The organism is Lysinibacillus sp. RS11 (assembly GCF_042019215.1).
GTDB lineage: Bacteria > Bacillota > Bacilli > Bacillales_A > Planococcaceae > Lysinibacillus > Lysinibacillus xylanilyticus_A.
The window spans coordinates 1,834,779-1,854,121 of the sequence record NZ_CP168124.1 but is presented as its reverse complement, the minus strand read 5'-3'; the positions used below and the strand labels follow the sequence as shown (position 1 = coordinate 1,854,121).

The 19,343-nt window shown below is 37.1% G+C and carries 22 protein-coding genes; 9 read left to right on the top strand and 13 right to left on the bottom strand.

Features of this window, described 5'->3' with window-relative positions:
• Positions 1 to 5 precede the first annotated feature (5 nt).
• The 3 genes from efeO to AB9L17_RS09230 all read right to left on the bottom strand — a co-directional run bounded on the left by efeO (position 6) and on the right by AB9L17_RS09230 (position 2,666).
• Positions 6 to 881, bottom strand: a complete 876-nt coding sequence (gene efeO / locus AB9L17_RS09240) for an iron uptake system protein EfeO (protein ID WP_068985629.1) — start codon at positions 879 to 881, stop codon at positions 6 to 8.
• 157 nt (positions 882 to 1,038) lie between these two features.
• On the bottom strand, positions 1,039 to 2,241 hold the full coding sequence (locus AB9L17_RS09235; protein ID WP_375200450.1) for an MFS transporter: 1,203 nt from the start codon (positions 2,239 to 2,241) through the stop codon (positions 1,039 to 1,041).
• Between the two features lie 5 nt (positions 2,242 to 2,246).
• Positions 2,247 to 2,666 carry a MarR family winged helix-turn-helix transcriptional regulator gene (locus AB9L17_RS09230; RefSeq protein ID WP_068985631.1) on the bottom strand — a complete coding sequence of 140 codons (420 nt, stop codon included), beginning with the start codon at positions 2,664 to 2,666 and terminating at the stop codon, positions 2,247 to 2,249.
• A gap of 232 nt (positions 2,667 to 2,898) precedes the next feature.
• On the opposite strand from AB9L17_RS09230, the gene AB9L17_RS09225 reads away from it, so the two are divergent.
• Together AB9L17_RS09225 and AB9L17_RS09220 are read left to right on the top strand one after the other, a co-directional pair.
• Entirely contained in the window at positions 2,899 to 3,108 is a 210-nt protein-coding gene (locus AB9L17_RS09225) for a hypothetical protein (RefSeq protein WP_375200449.1), read from the top strand.
• A complete protein-coding gene (locus AB9L17_RS09220; protein WP_375200448.1) occupies positions 3,105 to 3,404 on the top strand; it encodes a hypothetical protein in 300 nt (99 codons plus the stop codon). Before AB9L17_RS09225 ends, AB9L17_RS09220 begins: the two co-directional genes overlap by 4 nt.
• Positions 3,405 to 3,415: 11 nt before the next feature.
• Here AB9L17_RS09220 and AB9L17_RS09215 read toward each other — a convergent pair whose 3' ends face one another.
• Positions 3,416 to 4,363, bottom strand: coding sequence for a nuclease-related domain-containing protein (locus AB9L17_RS09215; protein ID WP_375200447.1), 948 nt, complete (start codon positions 4,361 to 4,363; stop codon positions 3,416 to 3,418).
• Between the two features lie 434 nt (positions 4,364 to 4,797).
• Between AB9L17_RS09215 and AB9L17_RS09210 the strand changes: the two genes are divergently transcribed.
• Positions 4,798 to 5,109, top strand: a complete 312-nt coding sequence (locus AB9L17_RS09210) for a hypothetical protein (RefSeq protein WP_375200446.1) — start codon at positions 4,798 to 4,800, stop codon at positions 5,107 to 5,109.
• On the opposite strand, the gene AB9L17_RS09205 is transcribed toward AB9L17_RS09210, so the two are convergent.
• The 5 genes from AB9L17_RS09205 to AB9L17_RS09185 all read right to left on the bottom strand — a co-directional run bounded on the left by AB9L17_RS09205 (position 5,087) and on the right by AB9L17_RS09185 (position 9,303).
• Positions 5,087 to 5,467: a hypothetical protein gene (locus tag AB9L17_RS09205; RefSeq protein ID WP_375200445.1), complete on the bottom strand. Its 381-nt coding sequence runs from the start codon at positions 5,465 to 5,467 to the stop codon at positions 5,087 to 5,089. The genes AB9L17_RS09210 and AB9L17_RS09205 overlap by 23 nt on opposite strands.
• Before the next feature lie 86 nt (positions 5,468 to 5,553).
• A complete protein-coding gene (locus AB9L17_RS09200) occupies positions 5,554 to 6,561 on the bottom strand; it encodes a FecCD family ABC transporter permease (protein ID WP_375200444.1) in 1,008 nt (335 codons plus the stop codon).
• On the bottom strand, positions 6,554 to 7,555 hold the full coding sequence (locus AB9L17_RS09195; protein WP_375200443.1) for a FecCD family ABC transporter permease: 1,002 nt from the start codon (positions 7,553 to 7,555) through the stop codon (positions 6,554 to 6,556). The genes AB9L17_RS09200 and AB9L17_RS09195 overlap by 8 nt, the downstream gene beginning before the upstream one ends.
• Before the next feature lie 26 nt (positions 7,556 to 7,581).
• Complete coding sequence (locus AB9L17_RS09190) at positions 7,582 to 8,499, bottom strand: iron-hydroxamate ABC transporter substrate-binding protein (RefSeq protein WP_068985636.1); 918 nt, start codon at positions 8,497 to 8,499, stop codon at positions 7,582 to 7,584.
• 15 nt (positions 8,500 to 8,514) lie between these two features.
• A complete protein-coding gene (locus tag AB9L17_RS09185) occupies positions 8,515 to 9,303 on the bottom strand; it encodes an ABC transporter ATP-binding protein (RefSeq protein WP_263297529.1) in 789 nt (262 codons plus the stop codon).
• A gap of 146 nt (positions 9,304 to 9,449) precedes the next feature.
• Between AB9L17_RS09185 and AB9L17_RS09180 the strand changes: the two genes are divergently transcribed.
• The 5 genes from AB9L17_RS09180 to AB9L17_RS09160 all read left to right on the top strand — a co-directional run bounded on the left by AB9L17_RS09180 (position 9,450) and on the right by AB9L17_RS09160 (position 14,947).
• Positions 9,450 to 10,499, top strand: coding sequence for an NAD(P)/FAD-dependent oxidoreductase (locus AB9L17_RS09180; RefSeq protein ID WP_223554922.1), 1,050 nt, complete (start codon positions 9,450 to 9,452; stop codon positions 10,497 to 10,499).
• Between the two features lie 705 nt (positions 10,500 to 11,204).
• Entirely contained in the window at positions 11,205 to 11,921 is a 717-nt protein-coding gene (locus AB9L17_RS09175) for a class I SAM-dependent methyltransferase (protein WP_175401784.1), read from the top strand.
• A 168-nt stretch (positions 11,922 to 12,089) separates the two neighbouring features.
• Positions 12,090 to 13,217 (top strand): DUF418 domain-containing protein, encoded by a 1,128-nt coding sequence (locus AB9L17_RS09170; RefSeq protein ID WP_068985640.1) that lies wholly within the window; start codon positions 12,090 to 12,092, stop codon positions 13,215 to 13,217.
• A gap of 129 nt (positions 13,218 to 13,346) precedes the next feature.
• Positions 13,347 to 14,345: a sensor histidine kinase gene (locus AB9L17_RS09165; RefSeq protein WP_375200442.1), complete on the top strand. Its 999-nt coding sequence runs from the start codon at positions 13,347 to 13,349 to the stop codon at positions 14,343 to 14,345.
• On the top strand, positions 14,342 to 14,947 hold the full coding sequence (locus AB9L17_RS09160) for a response regulator transcription factor (protein ID WP_068985642.1): 606 nt from the start codon (positions 14,342 to 14,344) through the stop codon (positions 14,945 to 14,947). The genes AB9L17_RS09165 and AB9L17_RS09160 overlap by 4 nt, the downstream gene beginning before the upstream one ends.
• A gap of 58 nt (positions 14,948 to 15,005) precedes the next feature.
• On the opposite strand, the gene AB9L17_RS09155 is transcribed toward AB9L17_RS09160, so the two are convergent.
• The 4 genes from AB9L17_RS09155 to AB9L17_RS09140 form a co-directional block, all read right to left on the bottom strand.
• Entirely contained in the window at positions 15,006 to 16,364 is a 1,359-nt protein-coding gene (locus tag AB9L17_RS09155; RefSeq protein WP_068985643.1) for a PepSY-associated TM helix domain-containing protein, read from the bottom strand.
• A 15-nt stretch (positions 16,365 to 16,379) separates the two neighbouring features.
• Positions 16,380 to 16,544, bottom strand: coding sequence for a hypothetical protein (locus AB9L17_RS09150; RefSeq protein WP_375200441.1), 165 nt, complete (start codon positions 16,542 to 16,544; stop codon positions 16,380 to 16,382).
• Between the two features lie 585 nt (positions 16,545 to 17,129).
• Complete coding sequence (locus tag AB9L17_RS09145) at positions 17,130 to 17,312, bottom strand: hypothetical protein (protein ID WP_068985644.1); 183 nt, start codon at positions 17,310 to 17,312, stop codon at positions 17,130 to 17,132.
• 763 nt (positions 17,313 to 18,075) lie between these two features.
• Complete coding sequence (locus tag AB9L17_RS09140; RefSeq protein ID WP_068985645.1) at positions 18,076 to 18,279, bottom strand: hypothetical protein; 204 nt, start codon at positions 18,277 to 18,279, stop codon at positions 18,076 to 18,078.
• A 491-nt stretch (positions 18,280 to 18,770) separates the two neighbouring features.
• Between AB9L17_RS09140 and AB9L17_RS09135 the strand changes: the two genes are divergently transcribed.
• Entirely contained in the window at positions 18,771 to 19,343 is a 573-nt protein-coding gene (locus AB9L17_RS09135) for a TetR/AcrR family transcriptional regulator (protein ID WP_375200440.1), read from the top strand.

Below are 19,343 nucleotides of genomic sequence, written 5' to 3'. Positions count from 1 at the left end.
TATTATCACTCCAAAATAATCCCCATTTGACTTAATGGTTCTCCTAGTTGATTAACTGCTGCTGCAAGTGCTTTTGTGTTTTCTTCCGTTAATTCCTCGTAAGAAACATATCCACCTTCAGCTGTTGCGTGCTGTGCCAATAAATCATCCACTGCTTTGAATTTTTCATCTAATGTTGCGACTAATTCTTTATCTTTTGCTTCTAATTTCGGACGTAAGATTTCAAAGATTTTTTCTGCACCTTCAATATTTGCTTTAAAGTCATAAAGGTCAGTGTGAGAATAGATTTCCTCTTCACCAGTGATTTTAGATGTTGATACTTCATTTAATAAATCAACAGCACCTGTAATCATTAAATCTGGTGTTACTTCAACAGTTTGAACTAATGCGTGAAGTTCTTTTGCATCGGCTAATAGTTGATCTGCTACCTTCTCGTAACCTGCAGTTTTATTTTCAACCCAAAGTGCATGTTCAAGCTTATGATAACCTGTCCACTCTTCCTCGCCCTTACCTTCTTCTTGGATATCGGCTAAACGACCGTCAATACGTGGGTCAAGGTCTCCAAAGCTTTCTGCGATTGGCTCTGAACGCTCAAAATACATACGAGCAGGTGCATAGGCTGCTTTTGCCCCTTCAATATCGCCAGCTTTAACTAGGTTTACAAATTTCTCTGTTTCTAGTAAAAATTGATCCATTTGTTCTAAAGCAAATTGTTTATAGGCTGCTAGTTCCGCTGTAAGATCAGCCTCTTTTGTTTGTTCCGCTTTATCTGCTTGCTCCGTTGCGGGCTTATCTTCTTTTTTTGTTTCTTCTGTATTACCACAGCCAGTCATTAGAATGCCACCTGCAACTAATACTGACAATATTGATGTTTTTTTCATGCTAAGTACCTACTTCCGAAATAGTTTATATTGAGAATGATAATGATTATCATACTCTATTGCAAGAAGTATTTTTATTTAAAGAAAAAAACGTCATTTTCTAGTTTATATATTAATATAACTAGAAAAATAACGTATTTCCCACAATATAACGATTCTAATCTACGAAATTTTTGTTATTTTCATATTTTCCATATAAGAAATAATAAAGGAAAATTGACAGTAAAATTACGAATACCATCGCAAAGAAAATCGCACTGTATCCCATCGTTGGAACGAAGAACCCTAAGAAATAAGGACCAACACCTAAACCTAAATCATATAAAATAAAATAGGTCGATGTCGCAAGTCCTAATCGCTCATTTGGTGTAACCTTAATAGCTATTGCTTGCGCTACAGAATTGAAGTTACCATAACCAATACCGATGCAAGCAGCAGCTAGTAAAAATACAACACTACTTGTAGCCGAGCTAAAGGCATACATACCGATTGCAAAAATAACTAAACACGGATAAACAACAATATTCGCGCCCCTTGAGTCTAGAAGCTTTCCTGTAAATGGACGTGTCGCTAGAATCACTATTGCATAAATAATAAAGAAATAACTTCCCGCTGAGACCAAATCAAGCTCTTTCGCATAAAACGTCATAAATGACATAACCCCTGAGTAAGCAAAACCGATAACTAACCCCACAAAAGCAATTGGCACAGCACGCATTTCGATAAAATTGCTTAGCTTAAAGCTAGTTTTTTCTACCATTTCTTTCGCTTTCTTCGGTACGTCAGGAACTGTCACGATAAAATACATCAAAAAGCAAATTATAGCTAATACTGAATCGACTGCAAAAATCATACGAAAATCTTCAAACAGTTGTGTTAAAAGAATACCTACAAACGGTCCAATAGCAGTTGCTAAGATGGCACTTAAACTGTAATAACCAATACCTTCACCACGTCGATTAGACGGTAAAATTTGTGCAATAATTGTTCCAGTTGCCGTACTCGCCACGCCAAGTGCAATTCCTTGTACTAAACGATTGAGCATAAGAAGTGTCAAATTTACCGCAAAAAAATATGACATCGTTGATAGCATAAACAATAATAATCCACAAAATAATGTTTTTTTACTACCCCAATCCCCAATGATTCGTCCTGCCCCAAGACGCCCGAATAATGTACCTATAATAAAAATACTCGATACAAGCCCTGCCGTACTAGTTGAAGCTCCAAAGTGCTCAACCGCATAGCCTGCAATCGTTACCATCAATAAAAAAAAGATCAAAGTAATGGTAAAGTTAATAAGTGAGACGATTAAGAAGTCTTTTGTCCATAGTCTATCTCTAGTTGTTTCCACTTCCATCTCTCCTACCGATTTATGTTTGCACAAATTTTCGCTAAAACTTGTGTCGCAATCTCAATCTCCTGCTTTGATACGCCTGCAAGTGCCTGTTCAAACAACGGTTTTAAATGCGCCTTTATTTCTAGCACAAGTTCTTCACCATAAGCCGTTAATTGTACAAGCTTTTCGCGCTTATCCCTACCCGCTACCGTTTCCACATAGCCAAGTTCTACAAGCTTGTGAACAAACCTTGTGACACTTGGCTTTTCAATTGACATATAATTCGCAATCTCCACGAATGAATGTCGCCCCTTATCATTAAGTAATCGAAGAACAGCCCATTGCGAGCTATATAGTTGATATTTCTCTAATTGCACATTCACTTGATTGATAAAAGGTCTGTACATTAAGCGATACTGATTAAAAAAATCCTGTTCAACCGTCACAGTTACCACTCCTTATAAATTAGTTAGCCTAGGTAACTATATACCTGAAATAGCGATTTGTCTAGTAGGAAATTAGCGAGGATTCCTTTAGTTTAGAGCCGCTATCGTTGTCGTTGGTCTTTTCGTCGCTTCGAGACTTTTATCCGTCGGTGCCGGGGTTCTTTCCGTCGTTCTGAGGGTTCTTTCCGTCGGTCGCTCCATTGTTTCCGTCGCCCCTTTTCTATCCGTCTCTTTGAGATTTTTATCCGTCGGGGCCGGGGTTCTTTCCGTCGTTCTGAGACTTCTTTCCGTCGATCACTCCATTGTTTCCGTCGCCTGTATTTCTATCCGTCTCCTTGAGATTTTTATCCGTCGGGGCCAGGGTTCTTTCCGTCGCTCTGAGACTTCTTTCCGTCGATCACTCCATTGTTTCCGTCGCCTCTATTTCTATCCGTCTCTTTGAGATTTTTATCCGTCGGTGCCGGCGTTCTTTCCGTCGCTCTGAGACTTCTTTCCGTCGATCACTCCATTGTTTCCGTCGCCTCTATTTCTATCCGTCTCTTTGAGATTTTTATCCGTCGGGGCCGGCGTTCTTTCCGTCGCTCTGAGACTTCTTTCCGTCGATCGCTCCATTGTTTCCGTCGCCTGTATTTCTATCCGTCTCTTTGGCATTTCCTTCCGTCGTTGTCGCTGGTCTTTCCGTCGCTCCAAGACTTCTTTCCGTCTACAACTTATCTAGCAAAAATTCAGACCGCTTGAATCTTTGCTCTTTAATTTTCAATCCAATACTTCCTATTACTTTTTGTTCCCTTAGCTTTCAATGGTAACTTTTGTAGTAATTTATAAGCTGTATTCGGCGAATCTATTGCAAAAAATTCACAAAAACTTTTATTTGTTAACGTTTCGCCTACTAGTAATCGATAATCTTCAAGCGTTTTATAAACGGCCTCTTGATCAACTGCTCCGCAGCGTTGACAATACCATTTTGGGTAACGATAGTTCATTGGCTGTCCATTTAAACACCTTTCACAAAGCACACCCTTTATTAAATCCCTGACAGGCACTGCTATTTCTCTTTTGATTGGCCTATGCATGGACAATAATTTAGAAGCAAATTGAAAAAGCTTTTCCTCATCCACCACTGTCTCTTTATACTGTTGATGCAATTCTCGCACGTGATAACGTAAACCTGAAACATGAAAAATTGGTTGTCCCCTTAAACTCTTCGATAAAATAGCATTTTTCGTTGCCAAAACGACAGCATAATGAACGGGAATCTCAAGCCGCGACTGTTGTAACATACCCATCATCCACTCCTTATGTCTTCTACTTTGATGAAGTGGATTCGTCATTCCTTCTACATCACCTTCTGCTGTAGTTCGCGTAAATTGATAAAAAGATTCATCGAAATCCAGAAAGCCTGTTACATTTTTAATCTCGAGGATCAATATAAATTGAGGACATAGTAAAACAGTGTCTATTTGATGAGTAGTACCAAATTGATTAAGTATTTGTAAATCATGAAGAAAATAATGCCGATGAGGTAAATTAATTTCAAGCCATTCGGCATCTACTTTCTGCTCCCCAGCAAAGCCCGCGTGTATGCGCCTCAACTTCTCAAAATAATTCATGTATTCAATATGCGTTCTAGGTAATCTTCGTACCAAGGCTTCTAAAATTTTGTGCTGCTCCGATTCATGACGGTCTAATAAAATCATTGTTTTATCACCTCCTATAACTATTTTATAAAAAAAGAACCTTATAAAAAGAGGTTCCAAAAAACTTGAAATACATATAGTACAAATTAATTCTTTCAACAACTTTTTTAGATAGAAAGAACGGGAAAATCCCCTCAATTCGGCTCTCGCTAGTAACTTTTTGCTCGCTATCCGTCGGGGCCGGCGTTCTTTCCGTCGCTCTGAGACTTCTTTCCGGCGATCGCTCCATTGTTTCCGTCGCCTCTATTTCTATCCGTCTCCTTGAGATTTTTATCCGTCGGGGCCAAGGTTCTTTCCGTCGTTCTGAGACTTCTTTCCGGCGATCGCTCCATTGTTTCCGTCGCCTCAATTTCTATCCGTCTCCTTGAGGTTTTTATCCGTCGGGGCCGGCGTTCTTTCCGTCGCTCTTAGACTTCTTTCCGGCGATCACTCCATTGTTTCCTTCGACCCTATTTCTATCCGTCTCCTTGCCTTTTCTTTCCGTCGGTGCTGGCGTTCTCTCCGTCGCTCTAAGACTTCTTTCCGTCGATCGCTCCATTGTTTCCGTCGCCTCTATTTCTATCCGTCTCCTTGCCTTTTCTTTCCGTCGATGCCGGCGTTCTTTCCGTCGCTCTGAGACTTCTTTCCGTCGATCGCTCCATTGTTTCCGTCGACTCTATTTCTATCCGTCTCCTTGCCTTTTCTTTCCGTCGTTGTCGCTATTCTTTCCGCCACTCCTTTTAACTAAAAAGCCGCAACTGTATTAAACGGAATCTGTTCGCCATTTTTATATAAATAAATATATTCATAATTAGCATCTTTCGTTAGTTTATAAATATGCTGTTTCATAACTTCGTCGTTTTGATTTTCAATTTCGTCAATGTTTATTACAATCGTATCTTCCTTACTCTTCACGCTGACTGTAACAGTTTTCTTTGTATTTATCACAATATACGAGCGCTTTTCACCATTATTTATCATTAGGGCATAATCTTCCATTCCAAGGTCATTTAAAGTTTCTTGTAAATCCTTTGGTACAGATTTTACTTTAGTAATTGCTAATGTTGAATTACATGCTGACAATACAATTATTGAACATAATAAGACGATTAATAATTTCTTCATGTACCATCACTCCTTATTTATCATATTCAATAAATATTCCGAAAAAGCCTTTCAAAATAAAAAAACAACCGAACAGCCAAAGCCATTCAGTCGTTTTTTCGTAATAAATATAAAAAATAAGGAGCACCGATACATGCTACGACAATACCAGCTGGCACTGTCGCACTGGCAATCGCTACGCGGCCAATCGTATCCGCCAGCATTAATAAACTTGCACCTATAAACAAGGTAAGCGGTAAAAAGAACTGGAAGCGTGGTCCGACAAGCTGTTTCGCAATATGTGGAGCCATTAGACCGATAAAGGCAATTCCCCCTGTAATTGAAACAGCAGCCGCAGCTAATGCAACAGCGACCACTAATAATTGCAAGCGCTCGCGAGCAATATTCATGCCTAAACCAACTGCCGTTTGTTCGTTCATCGCCAGTACATTTAACACATTGGCCTTATAAAAAATAAATGGAATGCCTAGCACCAGCCAAGGCAATAACGCCCAGAAAAACGGCCAATCCGTTCCCCACACATTGCCCGCGAGCCATTGCGCGATAAATTGCACATCACTACGCTCCGCTGAAGAAATTAACATCATCATCAATCCAGATAAGGCAGAGGCTACTCCCACTCCGACTAAAATTAGTTGGACTGGCTGTACACCCATATTGCGCTTATAGGCGAAAAAGTAGATACACAATGCTGTTAATAAAGCACTACCAAATCCGACAAGTGGTAATACATATGCAAAGTTAGGAAGATTACCATCTACAAGGAGATAAAAAAGCGTAATCCCAACACCCGCCCCAGCATTAATCCCAATAATACCGGGGTCCGCTAAGTCATTTCGGGTCACTCCCTGCAACACGGCACCCGCTAATGCTAATGCCATCCCTGCTGCTGCCAATACAAACAATCGTGGCAAACGAACAGAAAACAATACGAATGATTCTTTAAAGCTGCCGTCTCCCAACAAGATCGGTATGATGCGGTCAATAGAAACCGAAGCAGCTCCCATGCATATGCCCATCACAAAAATAACGATTGTCAACAATATCCATACAATTAACCATTTACGTTGTTTTTTTCGCCCGTCATTAAACAAGCTGACGACCTCCCTTCCGAACAAGAAGTAAGAAGAATGGAAGGCCGATAATGGAGATAATTGCAACTACCGGTGTTTCATATGGAGCATTAATCATTCTACCTGCGAAATCCGCTGTTACCATAAACCAACCACCGATAATAGCACTCATTGGTAAGACCAATCGATAGTCTGTTCCAACAATAGCACGCACAATATGCGGCACCATCAAACCAACAAATGCAAGATTCCCAACAAGGGCAACTGCAGAGCCTGCCAGTACAACAACTACAAACATCATAATTCCTTTAATTACTGTTGTATTTTGTCCTAACCCTACAGCAACTTCTTCGTTTAAACTTAAAATGGTTAGCTGACGACTAAATATAAACGCTACTATTAAGCCTATTATAATAAAAGGAACAATCATTAGCGCTTGCCATGTTGTGCCAATTAAACCACCACTCGTCCACATCGATACATCTTTTGAAATTTGAAATAATATTCCCGTACCATCTGCAATTGCTTGTAAAAGAGCAGATACAGCTGCACCTGCTAAGACAAGCTTTAATGGAGAAAAGCCATTCTTTGTAGAAGCACCAATACCATATACAATCATCATCCCGATCCCAGCACCTACGAAACAGGCAAAAATAAGCATCATATAAGAGGCATTGGGGATAAAAGCCATTGTTAAAGCAAGTACAGCATTGGCACCCGCTGTTAGACCGAGGAGCCCAGGATCTGCTAATGGATTTCTTGTAACTCCTTGCATAATAGCACCAGCAACCGCAAGTGCACTGCCTACAAAAATAGCCGCAATGATACGTGGAAATCGAATTTCACGTAAAATCGTATAATGTTTGCCACCGCTTTGTCCGACAATAGCTTCATAAACATCTTGAATGCTAGTATTAGCCGCGCCAACACAAAGCGAGATCGTCACTGTCACTGCTAATAAGATCAGTGCAAACAGCGCCTGAAGCCAAAATGGGAATTGTCGAAACTTTGTCATTTGCCTTCGCTACTCTCTACTAAAAATTATTGTAAAAACTTCTCTTCAAAGAAATCTAATTGATACTCTAAAGTAATCGGATCATTAAAGTAAAATGCGTTGGCATTCACTTCAAATAATTGTCCTTTTTTCACCGCTTCTAAATCTTTAAACCACGCAGCATCTGTAAATGAATTATCTTGATCCTGGAACATACTAAAAATCACATAGTCTCCTGCATATTCACCTAAAACTTCTTGTGAAATTGCAAAATAACCTGGCTTCAAAGCATCTTGTTTCACTTTTTCAGGCATATTTAAGCCCATTGCTTGATATAAAATTTCTGTTCCACGACCCCAGTTATCACCATAAACATACAATTGCTTATTAAAGCTTTCTGCAACAGTAACGGTTGCATCTTCACCAATTTTTTCTTTAATTTTCGTACCTGTTTCTGCAGCACGCGTTTTAAAATCCTCAACCCACTCAGTAGCTTCTTTTTCTTTGTTAACAACCTTACCGATTTCAATGAATTGTTGTAAATAGTCAACTTTTCCGTAAGTAAATAATACAGTTGGAGCAATTTCTGCTAATTTATCCGCATTTTCAATACCGCTTAAACCAATAATTAAATCCGGCTCTAGCTCAAGAATTTTTTCAATATCTGTATTCTCAACAACCACTGCATCTTTAATATCATCTTGGAAGTTTGGATTTTTCGCAGCCCATGAATCAACGCCAACGACATTTACTCCAAGTTGTAATAAATCCCCAACAAAAGAAGATAACACAACGACACGTTTAGGGTTAGCAGGTACTTCAATGGGACCTGTTTCAGATTGATACGTAATCGTTTCTGCTGATGATGCTTCTTTAGAGCCCTCATCTGTCTTCTCTTCTTTATTGCCGCACGCTGCAAGCACTAGTACAACCATCATAAACATTGGTAATAACCACTTTTTCATTAATTCATTCTCCTTCTACACCGTTTCTAGTAAGTTATATGTAATGCACATTGGCTTGTCTGTTCGTGGATCCTTGCCAATGACTGCATCAATATTAAACACTTTTTCTAATACTTCTGGTACAATCACTTCCTCTGCCGTACCAAACTTCACAAGCTTTCCTTGCGAAAGAGCAACAATATAATCTGAAAAACGAGCTGCTTGATTTAAATCATGTAGCACCATGACAATTGTGCGTCCTTCTTCTTCGTTTAACTTGTAAAGTAGTTCTAAAACTTCTAACTGATGGGCCATATCTAAATAGGTTGTTGGCTCATCTAAAAAAATGATAGCGGTCTCCTGTGCTAATGCCATCGCAATCCACACTCGTTGACGCTGTCCACCAGATAAGGCATCAACTGTATTTAACCGAAAGTCATCCGTTTTAGTTACCTTTAAGGCCCAGTCAATCACGTCTTTATCCTTTTGTGATAAATTGCCGAAGCCTTTTTGATATGGAAATCGACCGTAAGATACAAGTTCTTCCACTGTTAAACCATGCGCACTTTCTGGACTTTGTGGCAATATAGCAAGCTCTTTCGCTAATTCCTTCGTTTTCATCTTGGAAATATTTTGACCGTCTAAAATGACTTGTCCACTCTCATGCTTCAAAATTCTTGTAATAGCTTTTAAAAGTGTAGATTTACCACAGCCATTAGAGCCGATTATCGTTGTAATTTTACCGTCTGGAATTTCCAGCGACAAATCATGCACAATCGTTTTGTTCTCATAGCCAATACGAATCGATTCAACTTGTAAACGCAAAATGTAACCTCACTTTCTTTTTACTTCTTTCCATGCTATGATACTCACAACTAACAATGATAATCATTATCACTAGATTAGTCTAGTAATCAGATCAAGTTTTGTCAAATACTTTTTTATTATTTTTCTAAGGATGTGGCGAGAAAATGCAACATATATATGATGTGACAATTATTGGTGGTGGGCCTGCTGGTCTATATAGTGCCTTTTATAGTGGTTTACGAGGATTAAAAACGAAATTAATCGAGAGTCAACAACAGCTTGGAGGTAAAGTATTGCTTTATCCAGAAAAGCTAATTTGGGATATTGGTGGTCACCCTCCTGTGTTAGGCGAACAATTTGTACAACAATTAATTGCGCAAGCTAAAACGTTTGATCCAACTATTTTAACAGACACAAAAATCGATTTCATAGAGCGTCAAGACGATATTTTTATACTTCATAGTGCCCAAGGTGATCAGCATTACTCTAAAACTGTTCTTATAGCCGTTGGTGGTGGAATCATCAACCCTCAAAAGCTTACTCTGGATGGCGCAGAAAAATACGAAATGACCAATTTGCATTATACCGTGCAATCCTATCAACGTTTTGTGGACAAGGAAGTTATTATTTCGGGAGGCGGAAATGCGGCGATTGACTGGGCAGTTGAGCTTAATCGTATCGCTAAAAACGTTACTGTTGTTTATCGCAAAGATAAGTTATCTGCCCACGAAGCCACAATTCAAGAAGCTTTGGATGCCGGTGTCCAAATTGAATGCAATACAACTATTACGAAACTAACTGCGAATGCTGACAAAACGGCTATTCAATTAGTAACGTGCGAAAACTCAAAAACGAAGCAAAGCTATACACGTCAAATTGATGAAGTCATTGTAAGTCATGGTTATAACCGCGAAGCATCATTAGAATTTGATCAAGCGATCACCATTCCTAAAAAAGATGATTACTATTTCGAAGGCACAGCTACAGGAGAAACCGCACAGCCTGGAATTTTTGCAGCAGGTGATATTTTAGCATTTGAAGGGAAAATTCATCTTCTCCTAGGAACCTTCCAAGATGCAGCCAATGCCGTGAACTCCATCAAAACATTTTTAGAGCCTACTGCCTATCGCCATGGCATCGTTTCATCACATAACGAGGCATTTAAAGAGAAAAATCGCTCTATTATTGAAAAGCACCTTATACAAGTAAAATAAACACAAAAACCTTTGCGCTAGTAGCAAATTAGGTTGCTGTCTTCTTTCAATCTAAAGAAGAGGCTGGGACAAAAAGAAAAAATGTTAGACTGATTGCATCGGTCTAACATTTTTTTGATTTAGGAAGGAACACTCTACTCATTGAAGCGAAAAAGTTATTATCTGTTTTCTCTATTTTTCAAAATAATCGAGTTCTGTCCCGGCCTCTTTATTACTATTCGTCTATAATCTAGAAAAACTACCTAAATAAACTTAAAAAATATCCCATTTGCCTGATCATATTTACTCCGTTTGTTATGGTTCCGGCATGGCCCATAAGCGTATTGAGATGCTGTGGTAATCTTCCTACTCTAGAGGTTTGAGGTTGTTGATATGGATAATAAAAGGGCTGCACGAATCTACCTTGAGAAGGGCCATAGCCTTGTCGATATCTTGGTTGGATTGGTCCCCTTCTAGGATTTGGCGGAAAATACGGCATTCATTCACCCCCTAACAAATAACTTTTAAATAGTATATGTTGGTATTTTTTCGATACTTAGACTTTCACAGATGTTTGTGAAAAGAACATCCTATATATGACATTAAAAAGCCCCGAAATCTAGTAATTTATTCTATCTCTCGGAGCCTAAAATAGCGCACTGGCAAGCGGATTTGATCTCTTACAGGAACCATACTATTTTTTATTTCATATTATAGAAAAAGACGATTAAAGAAGGGATTCCTATTCAAAATTCTAAATATCTAGAGTTTCTGTCCAAATTTGGTGTTGGTGGTGCGCATCCTGGTGGTATTAATCTAACAAAGGAAATATTCAAGACTGAGAACATTAGTAAAACTTCTCACATTTTAGATGTAGGGTGTGGTACAGGTCAAACCGCTGCCTATTTGGCTGACAAATATAAATCAAAAGTAACTGGTATAGATAGCAATTCCATAATGGTTGCAAAAGCAAAAAGGAGAATGAAAAAAAAACGCCTACCAGTAGAAATATACCCATGTTCTATAGAACAAATGCCTTTTCCGGATCATACATTTGATGTCATTATTTCCGAATCAGTTCTTTCTTTTGTCAATAAACCTAGTGCCTTAAAAGAAATCTTTCGTGTATTAAAGAATGGCGGTCGTTTTATCGCCATTGAATTTACTATTACTCAACCACTTGAAGCGAAGGTTGAAAAGGAAATCCAACAGTTTTATGGATTTGATTCTTTCTCAATGAAAAAGGATTGGATCGCTTTGTTTCAACAAGCTGGCTTTAAAAATATTCGTATTCAAAAAAACAAATCTATCTCATCGGTACCTGAATTTCATTACTCGGAGGATATTGAACCTGAACTTTATGAGGTAATGGATAAACATATGGATATGAACTTAAAGTATGAAGGGATTTTAGACTATAGAATTTATTCATGTACCAAATAGTTAAACAAATAAATGTACAAAACCAGCAGCCAATTGCTGGTTTTTTTCTTATCGAGCACACCATAAAATGACACCTGTCATAAAGAACCTTTGACTCGTGTGAATGTTTTTTTCCTTTGATTTTCCATATGATTGTAGTAAGAAAACAAAGAAAGAGTGATTTGAAACATGCAAAATAATCAAAGACTACCATTAATCGATATATTACGAGGTTTTGCTGTATTAGGGACGCTTGGTACAAATATTTGGATTTTTGCTTACCTTGGGGATCCATCATCTATTATGACCAGTAATTATTCAGGCTGGTGGTCATTTAATGACTTTTTACGAATGTTCGTTTTATTTTTAGTAAACGGCAAGCTACTTGGTTTGTTAACAATTATGTTTGGGGTTGGTCTGGAATTAAAATATCAGCAATCCATGCGACAAGGAAATGCTTGGCCAGGTATGTATATTTGGACACTGTTATTTTTATTTACGGAAGGGCTTATCCACTTTACCTTAGTCATGGAATACGATATTTTAATGAGCTATGCTGTGACAGGGGTCATCGTTGCCTTTATCGTCAAAATTGGTGATAAAGCGATTAATCGTTGTTTATATGTGTTCGGCGGCTTTCATGCCATGATGATTCTTTTACTTTTATACAGTACATTGCAAGGTGCCAATGCACTTTATGAAAGCGATTCAGTTGTTTCGCTTTATCAACACGGTACTTGGTTTGAACAAATACAATATCGCTTAGCAAATTTTCTCTACTATAGAACGGAAGCAATCTTTATTATTCCAATGAACATCTTTTTATTTTTACTTGGTGTGAAATTTATGCGTAACGGTGTCTTTTCTCAAAGTGAGCAGGGTCGCAAGGTACGAAAAAAGCTTTTATTAATTGGGATTTATATGGGGATACCATTGAATCTTCTTATTTTTATTCCAGGAGGAACTTTTGATTTTCCAGTTCGCTATTTATTTGCACCAATCCTATCAATTGGTTATATTGGTATTTTAGGTAAACTGATAGAATACAAGAAGGTAGATTGGTTATGGAAGAAGCTTGGAGACGTCGGTAAAATGTCCTTAAGCTGCTATGTCCTTCAAAATATAATGGCATCGATCATTTTCTACGGCTGGGGTTTAGGTTTAGGAGGAAAGCTAAATAGCATTGAGATTATTGCCATTTGGATGACGATTTCCCTGCTACAAATTTTTATCGCCAAACTGTGCATAAAACACTTTCATTTTGGACCATTAGAATGGATTCGTAAAAATACTATTCAAGCTATTACACGTAAATAATCAAAAGGGCTGGTGTAGCATATAAAAATTTACCCAAGAGATCAAGCAAAGCATTATCTAATTATCGATGTAGTATCGCTCATTTTTTTATTCACCATGGTATTAGGGTCAAATTCTCAATTACCATTATTGGCTAAAACAATAATCCTACTGTTATTTTTAGTAGCGTTCTATATTGCTTTATGGTTTAAAGATTGGCGTTTACTTGTAGCTTCTTTAATAGGCTTTACTCTTATTATCATACTAGGTATTTATGAAGGATCTTCTATGTTGATTTTTGGATTTACATTTGCTGATTTACTTGGAAGAGCTAAAACGAAGTGGCATATTGCAGTAGGCATGATGGCAATTGCCCTTATGTTTTTAATCGTTATTTTGTTTGAATCCGAAACATCTTTCCAATTAGAGACCGAAGCTTTAATACCTATAATGATCATTCAGCTACTATTTCCAATGTTAATCTATTATGTGGAAAAATCCAAAAAATTACAATCGGAATTAACAGAGGTCAATACGCAGTTAGTTCAGCAAGAAGAAAGACAACGTATTGCCAGAGACCTCCACGATACGCTTGGTCATACATTGACAATGATTAAAATAAAAACAGAACTAACATCAAAATTAGTCGATAAAGATACGATGCGTGTAAAAGATGAATTAAGTGATATTTTAGCAACAACGCGGACGGCATTAAAGCAAGTAAGAGAATTAGTCTCTGATATGAATTTTATTTCTCTAGAAAGTGAGCTCACACATTGTAAACAGCATTTACAAACAGCGAATATTTCCATAAAAATGAAAAACAACTGCCCAAAACTACTACTAGCCAGTGTGGAAGAAACGATGCTGTCTTTATGTCTTCGAGAAGCAACTACAAATATTATTAAACATAGTCAAGCGAAAAAATGTCGAATTGAAATGAATGATATTGATGGCATTTTGACGTTAAACATCGTGGATGATGGTGTGGGCTTACATAACCAAGGGCTCGGAAATGGACTAACATCAATGAAAGAAAGAATGACTGCCCTACACGGAAGTGCTTCCATTGAAAATGTATCGACGAATGGAACAATTGTGACGTTAACACTCCCTATCCAACACTACAGAAAGGAGCCAACTACATGATACGAGTATTACTAGCAGAGGATCAACAAATGTTACGCGGCGCCTTAACTTCCTTGTTATCGTTTGAGCCAGATATCAAAGTGATTGCAGAAGTTTCAGACGGTCAAACAGCGTGGGAATCTATTCAACAAGAGCTACCCGATGTTTGTGTATTGGACATCGAAATGCCGAACCTTACTGGACTTGAGCTTGCAGAAAAAATAAGGCAAGCAAATTTACCATGCAAGGTGATGATTGTCACAACCTTTGCACGTCCTGGCTACTTACAGAAAGCAATGGACTGTGAGGTACACGGTTATTTACTAAAGGATGAGCCGATCGATTATTTAATTGAAACCATCCGAAAAGTAATGAATGGTGAAAAGGTTGTCAGCAGAGATTTAGCTGCTACCTTATTTATGAAGGAACAAAATCCATTAAATGACCGTGAAATTGCTGTTCTTCAGCTTGTAAAAGAAGGGCTCACAACGAATGAGATTAGTAAAAAATTATTTTTAACAAAAGGTACCATTCGAAACTATTTATCAACCTCCATTCAAAAGCTACATGTCGAATCTAGACAACAAGCAGCCCAAGTTGCCAGTGAAAAAGGCTGGCTTTAAAAAAAGAAAAGCGATACTGCATTCCTCATCTAGAAAGGATACAGTATCGCTTAGTATTTTAATTGACTTCTTTTTTATTCTTAGATACCAAATTTATTATTATTTCTATCAGTACAACAGCAATTAAAGAAAGTCCGAATAGTGGCATCAGTATACCTAAAATTATCATGAAAATGATAAAAGGAATGGATACCTTTTGAGAGATTTTAGGTGGTGCAGAAAGATGATCTTTCTTCTTTCGTAGTACCCATGTTCTAATTCCCCAAGCAATAACAACTAAAAATGCTAGACATACTAATAAATTTATTAATTTATTTGGCCAGCCAAACAAGTGACCTTCATGTAAAGGAATTCCCCACGTGAACCATTTGGCAAGAATACCATAGTCCTCATATCCAACCTTGTCAATAAACTTCCCGCTATACTGATCAAAATACATCGTTGTTTCATCATCCGGACTAACATCAAGTCCTGTTATACCTGTGTTACTTGATTTTGCAACTGTATAGACACCGACTTCACTAGTAGGATAGATAATCGCGTAAGGTTTTGATATATTCATTGCATCAATTTCATGTTGTAGCTTTTCTACGCTTAGTTGGTACGGGTTAACACCACAGCCCGTATTGGCTTCCATACCATGATGTGCTGCATGTCCTGAATCTGACGTTGGAGGGATTTCTTGTCGAGTAGCCCAAGGAATCTCACTTATATCCGATGTAGGAGGCTGCTGCTGTAATAACGGCGTGCCGAAAGAAGGATAATCTTGTGAAGCTTGGTAAATATAGTTCCCCATCACTGCAGACCATGGTAAGCCTGTGAAAATAATAACAAGCATAGGGATCGTAATAATTGTCCCAATAAGCGCATGAAATTTTCTACTTTTTTGACGTTTGTTTGTCTGCTTTGTTTTCTTTAGTAGTTTTGCTTTAAATGTCATATATACACCTGAAAGCAGTAAAAAAACAGCCCAGCACGAAGCTAATTCTACTAAATAATTAACAAAAGTTCCCCCAATAAATAAAGAACTATGCAGATTTCTCATAATATTTGCAAAGGTGTAACCAGCATCTTGACCACCAATAATTTGGTTATGATCATCTAAGAACACATATCTTTCGTCACCATCTGCATTTTTCATCGTTAAACGTGTATTGTATGGCTCTTCTAACTCTATAATTTTAGTTGTTTTAAAGCCAGCATATGATTCTTCTGCAAGTTTAACAGCCTCGTCAATGGATAGTACTTCGGTTTTTCCACTTTCACCAAAAAAGTAGTTATCATATAAATGATCTTCAACATCGGTATAAAATAAATAACCTATACCACTGAGTGTTAGCGAAATAAGTAGTGGAGTAATAAATAAAGCGGCATAAAAGTGCATTCGCCAAAAACTCTGATAAAGCGGGTTTTTCATGTCTAGTTCTCCAATCTATAAAATACAATTTCGCCTTGGCGTAATTGTAGCTGACGCTTTGCTTTCGCTACAGAAAACATTTGTAGCTGTCGCTTCGCTTTCGCACTGATAAACATTTGTTGCTGTCGCTACAGATAAACAATGAGTCCGGATTTTGAAAGGAATGAATTGTGCCCGCATAATTCATTCCTTTCAAAATCCGTGACATCCGCCGGAGGCATTAGCTTCATTCAAAATGTCTTTACTGAATGAAGATAAGTGCAGAATTATTATATAAAGAAAAAGTGAAATAAGAATGAAGTCCTAGTAAAAATTTTATGTCTTCGATAGGTTTAATGTATGATTAATTTTCGTTCCGACTTGGTATTTTCCATGGGGCGTCTGATGAGCCGCTTCGCTCCAGAGTGTCAAAAATCAAATTATACTACTGTTGGGACATTAAAAGAATGGCAAAATAAAAAACCTCAATATTAAGAGGTCGTTAGTAGTATTAAAGCTCCTACTCTACTGATTTTATTTATAGTATCAGAAAAATTTAATTACCATAAATTATCAGGCGTGTTGATTAGGGGAAAAATAGGGTTTATTAATGAGCGATAATAGGATTTTTTTTTGGCTATTGAATATATGCCCATTTTAACTGATTGTAGCTTAGGGCTACTCGACCGTGGAAAGCGAGACAGACGAGACCTGCACGGAGTTTCGTGAAGACAAATAAATAATCAGTGGGGATGAAGAAAACCCCCACTGAATTAAACTGTTACTTTATCCAATTAGTTCTTTCATCACATTCGAATAAGCAGTAAATATGTCATTTTTATGAACAGCATCCTGCCCTACATACTGTTCAACTAGCTCCCTTAATGTTTGAGAAGCGTTTGTATATTGCTTTTGCATGATTTCAAATTTCAACAGACTTTCATAATACTCAATTACTTGTGGATTCATGTGAAACACTCCTCCTCTTTAAAAAGATGTCTACTATGACAAAAACATGGCATACTATGTTGATCATCATTACGAATCAATGTAGTCATGATTTTATGATCTGTACCTCTATCTTATTATCCCGTTTTAATTATTATTCCATACTGTATGGAAGTCAATTTTTAAAGTCATTTTACAGGCGTGTTGATTTAGAAAAAATGGTATATCATTGAGCGATAAAGGATTTTTTTGTTTGTTGTAACTTTTTCACTATTTTTTACAAACAAAAAAGAGCGTACCAAAATTCGCTTACCTTCTTCTTTTGAAATATTTAATTGGTTTGAGAAATAATAAAACCCTCCCATCACAGTATAAAATGAGAGAGTTAGGTATATTAAAGTTTTTCTTAGTTAGTTAAATGCTATGTACGTTTTAAACTTTCCTCATAATCTTTTTGCATATTTAAGATAGGGTAAAATTCATTAAATTTCAAGACAACTCTATCGGAATCACTTTATTCTAGCGTCCTAATAAATTCCGCTTCTCCATCTAAAATGAAAGATGTATATCGGTCACATTGAACATATGACTCACAATCTAAATTAGCTTCTTGCCAATATCTAATTTCTACTCGATTTTGAGGTCTCGGTTTTGTAGTTATTTTTAATGCGAGGAATTCATGAGGCGTTGAGTCAAAACAAAAACAAGGACAGGGCGAACTTTATCACCATGTCCTTCTTAAGGATGGTTAAGTTTGTATATTTCTCTTACTTTCATAAATCAATCAATCCTCCATCCAAAAGTCATAATCAGGATGAGAAGGATTAATTTGCATGACTCCATTCTTGACTATTACAGTTTCTTTACTTGCTACAAGTTCCTTAATTCGTTTACTATCAAGATCATACCTTTTAGGAATCTTTTCTTTTGTATCGAATTTTTCTTCTTTTAGAACTTCTAACATATCTTTATCATCCCTTTCTTTCACATTCTATCACCTCCAATAAAGTAGAATGGATACTACTACTATTATATTAGAGATTGATAGGGTTTATTTAGGAGAATTATAGCATATATTGGCGTAGTATCAAGAAAGGTTAACTTTTCTATCGACAAAAGAAGTAAGAACCACACCTAAAGTGATACAGTACTTTAATTATATATTCTATTAGTTGATTTTACTTAAAAGGTTTTCCGTTAACTCTTCTCTTGTGTCTAAATTTTTTATAATAAAATCTAATAGTACGTGTGTTGATTAGCCATTTTTATCCACTTAAATTAATTAGAATCCTCTGATTACTACTACGTTGTTGCTGAAGGTAATCATAAAAATTAACCCCTTGTTATATCAACGTTTTTTTGACATAACAGAAACCGTTCAATGGATCCGTCTGTTGCTAACATCCCCTTGTCAACATAGGAATTTTTTGTTATTTTAAAGTTAGTTATCCAACTAACTAATACTAAGGAGGAAAATAAATGGCAAAACCTACTGGTATCGAAAAGTCAGATTTATTAACTGCTGCCAAGCAATGTTTAGTTGACAAAGGAATTGAAAAATTCACCTTAAAGGCTGTTGCCGAGCAAGCTGGTGTGACACAAGGAACTATTTATTATCATTTCAAAAAAAAAGAACAAATAATTCTCGAAATTGTCCAAGACATCTGTGAAAATTCTTGGAATGAGATTTTGGCATTCGATCAGCAGATGATTCAATCCGCGCTTATCTCCGCAAAGAGCCGTTATGATCATGATGCCTTTTACCATAAATTATTTTTCACCTTAATCGTCTTTGGCTTTACGAATCCGTCAATTAGACAGCAAATTGGACAAATTTTAGCGACAGAAAATGAACATTTATGTAATGGTTTAAAGAAATTATGGGATACATCACCAATTGAAGGAGTGTCGCTGGAAACTTGGAGTATTTTTTTCAATGCCCTTATTGATGGTTTAGCTATACAAGTTATGATGCGGGATGACTTTGACGTAGATACATTCTATCAACAATTAGAAAAAATCTTACAGACACTGCATCATCTCGGAAAATAA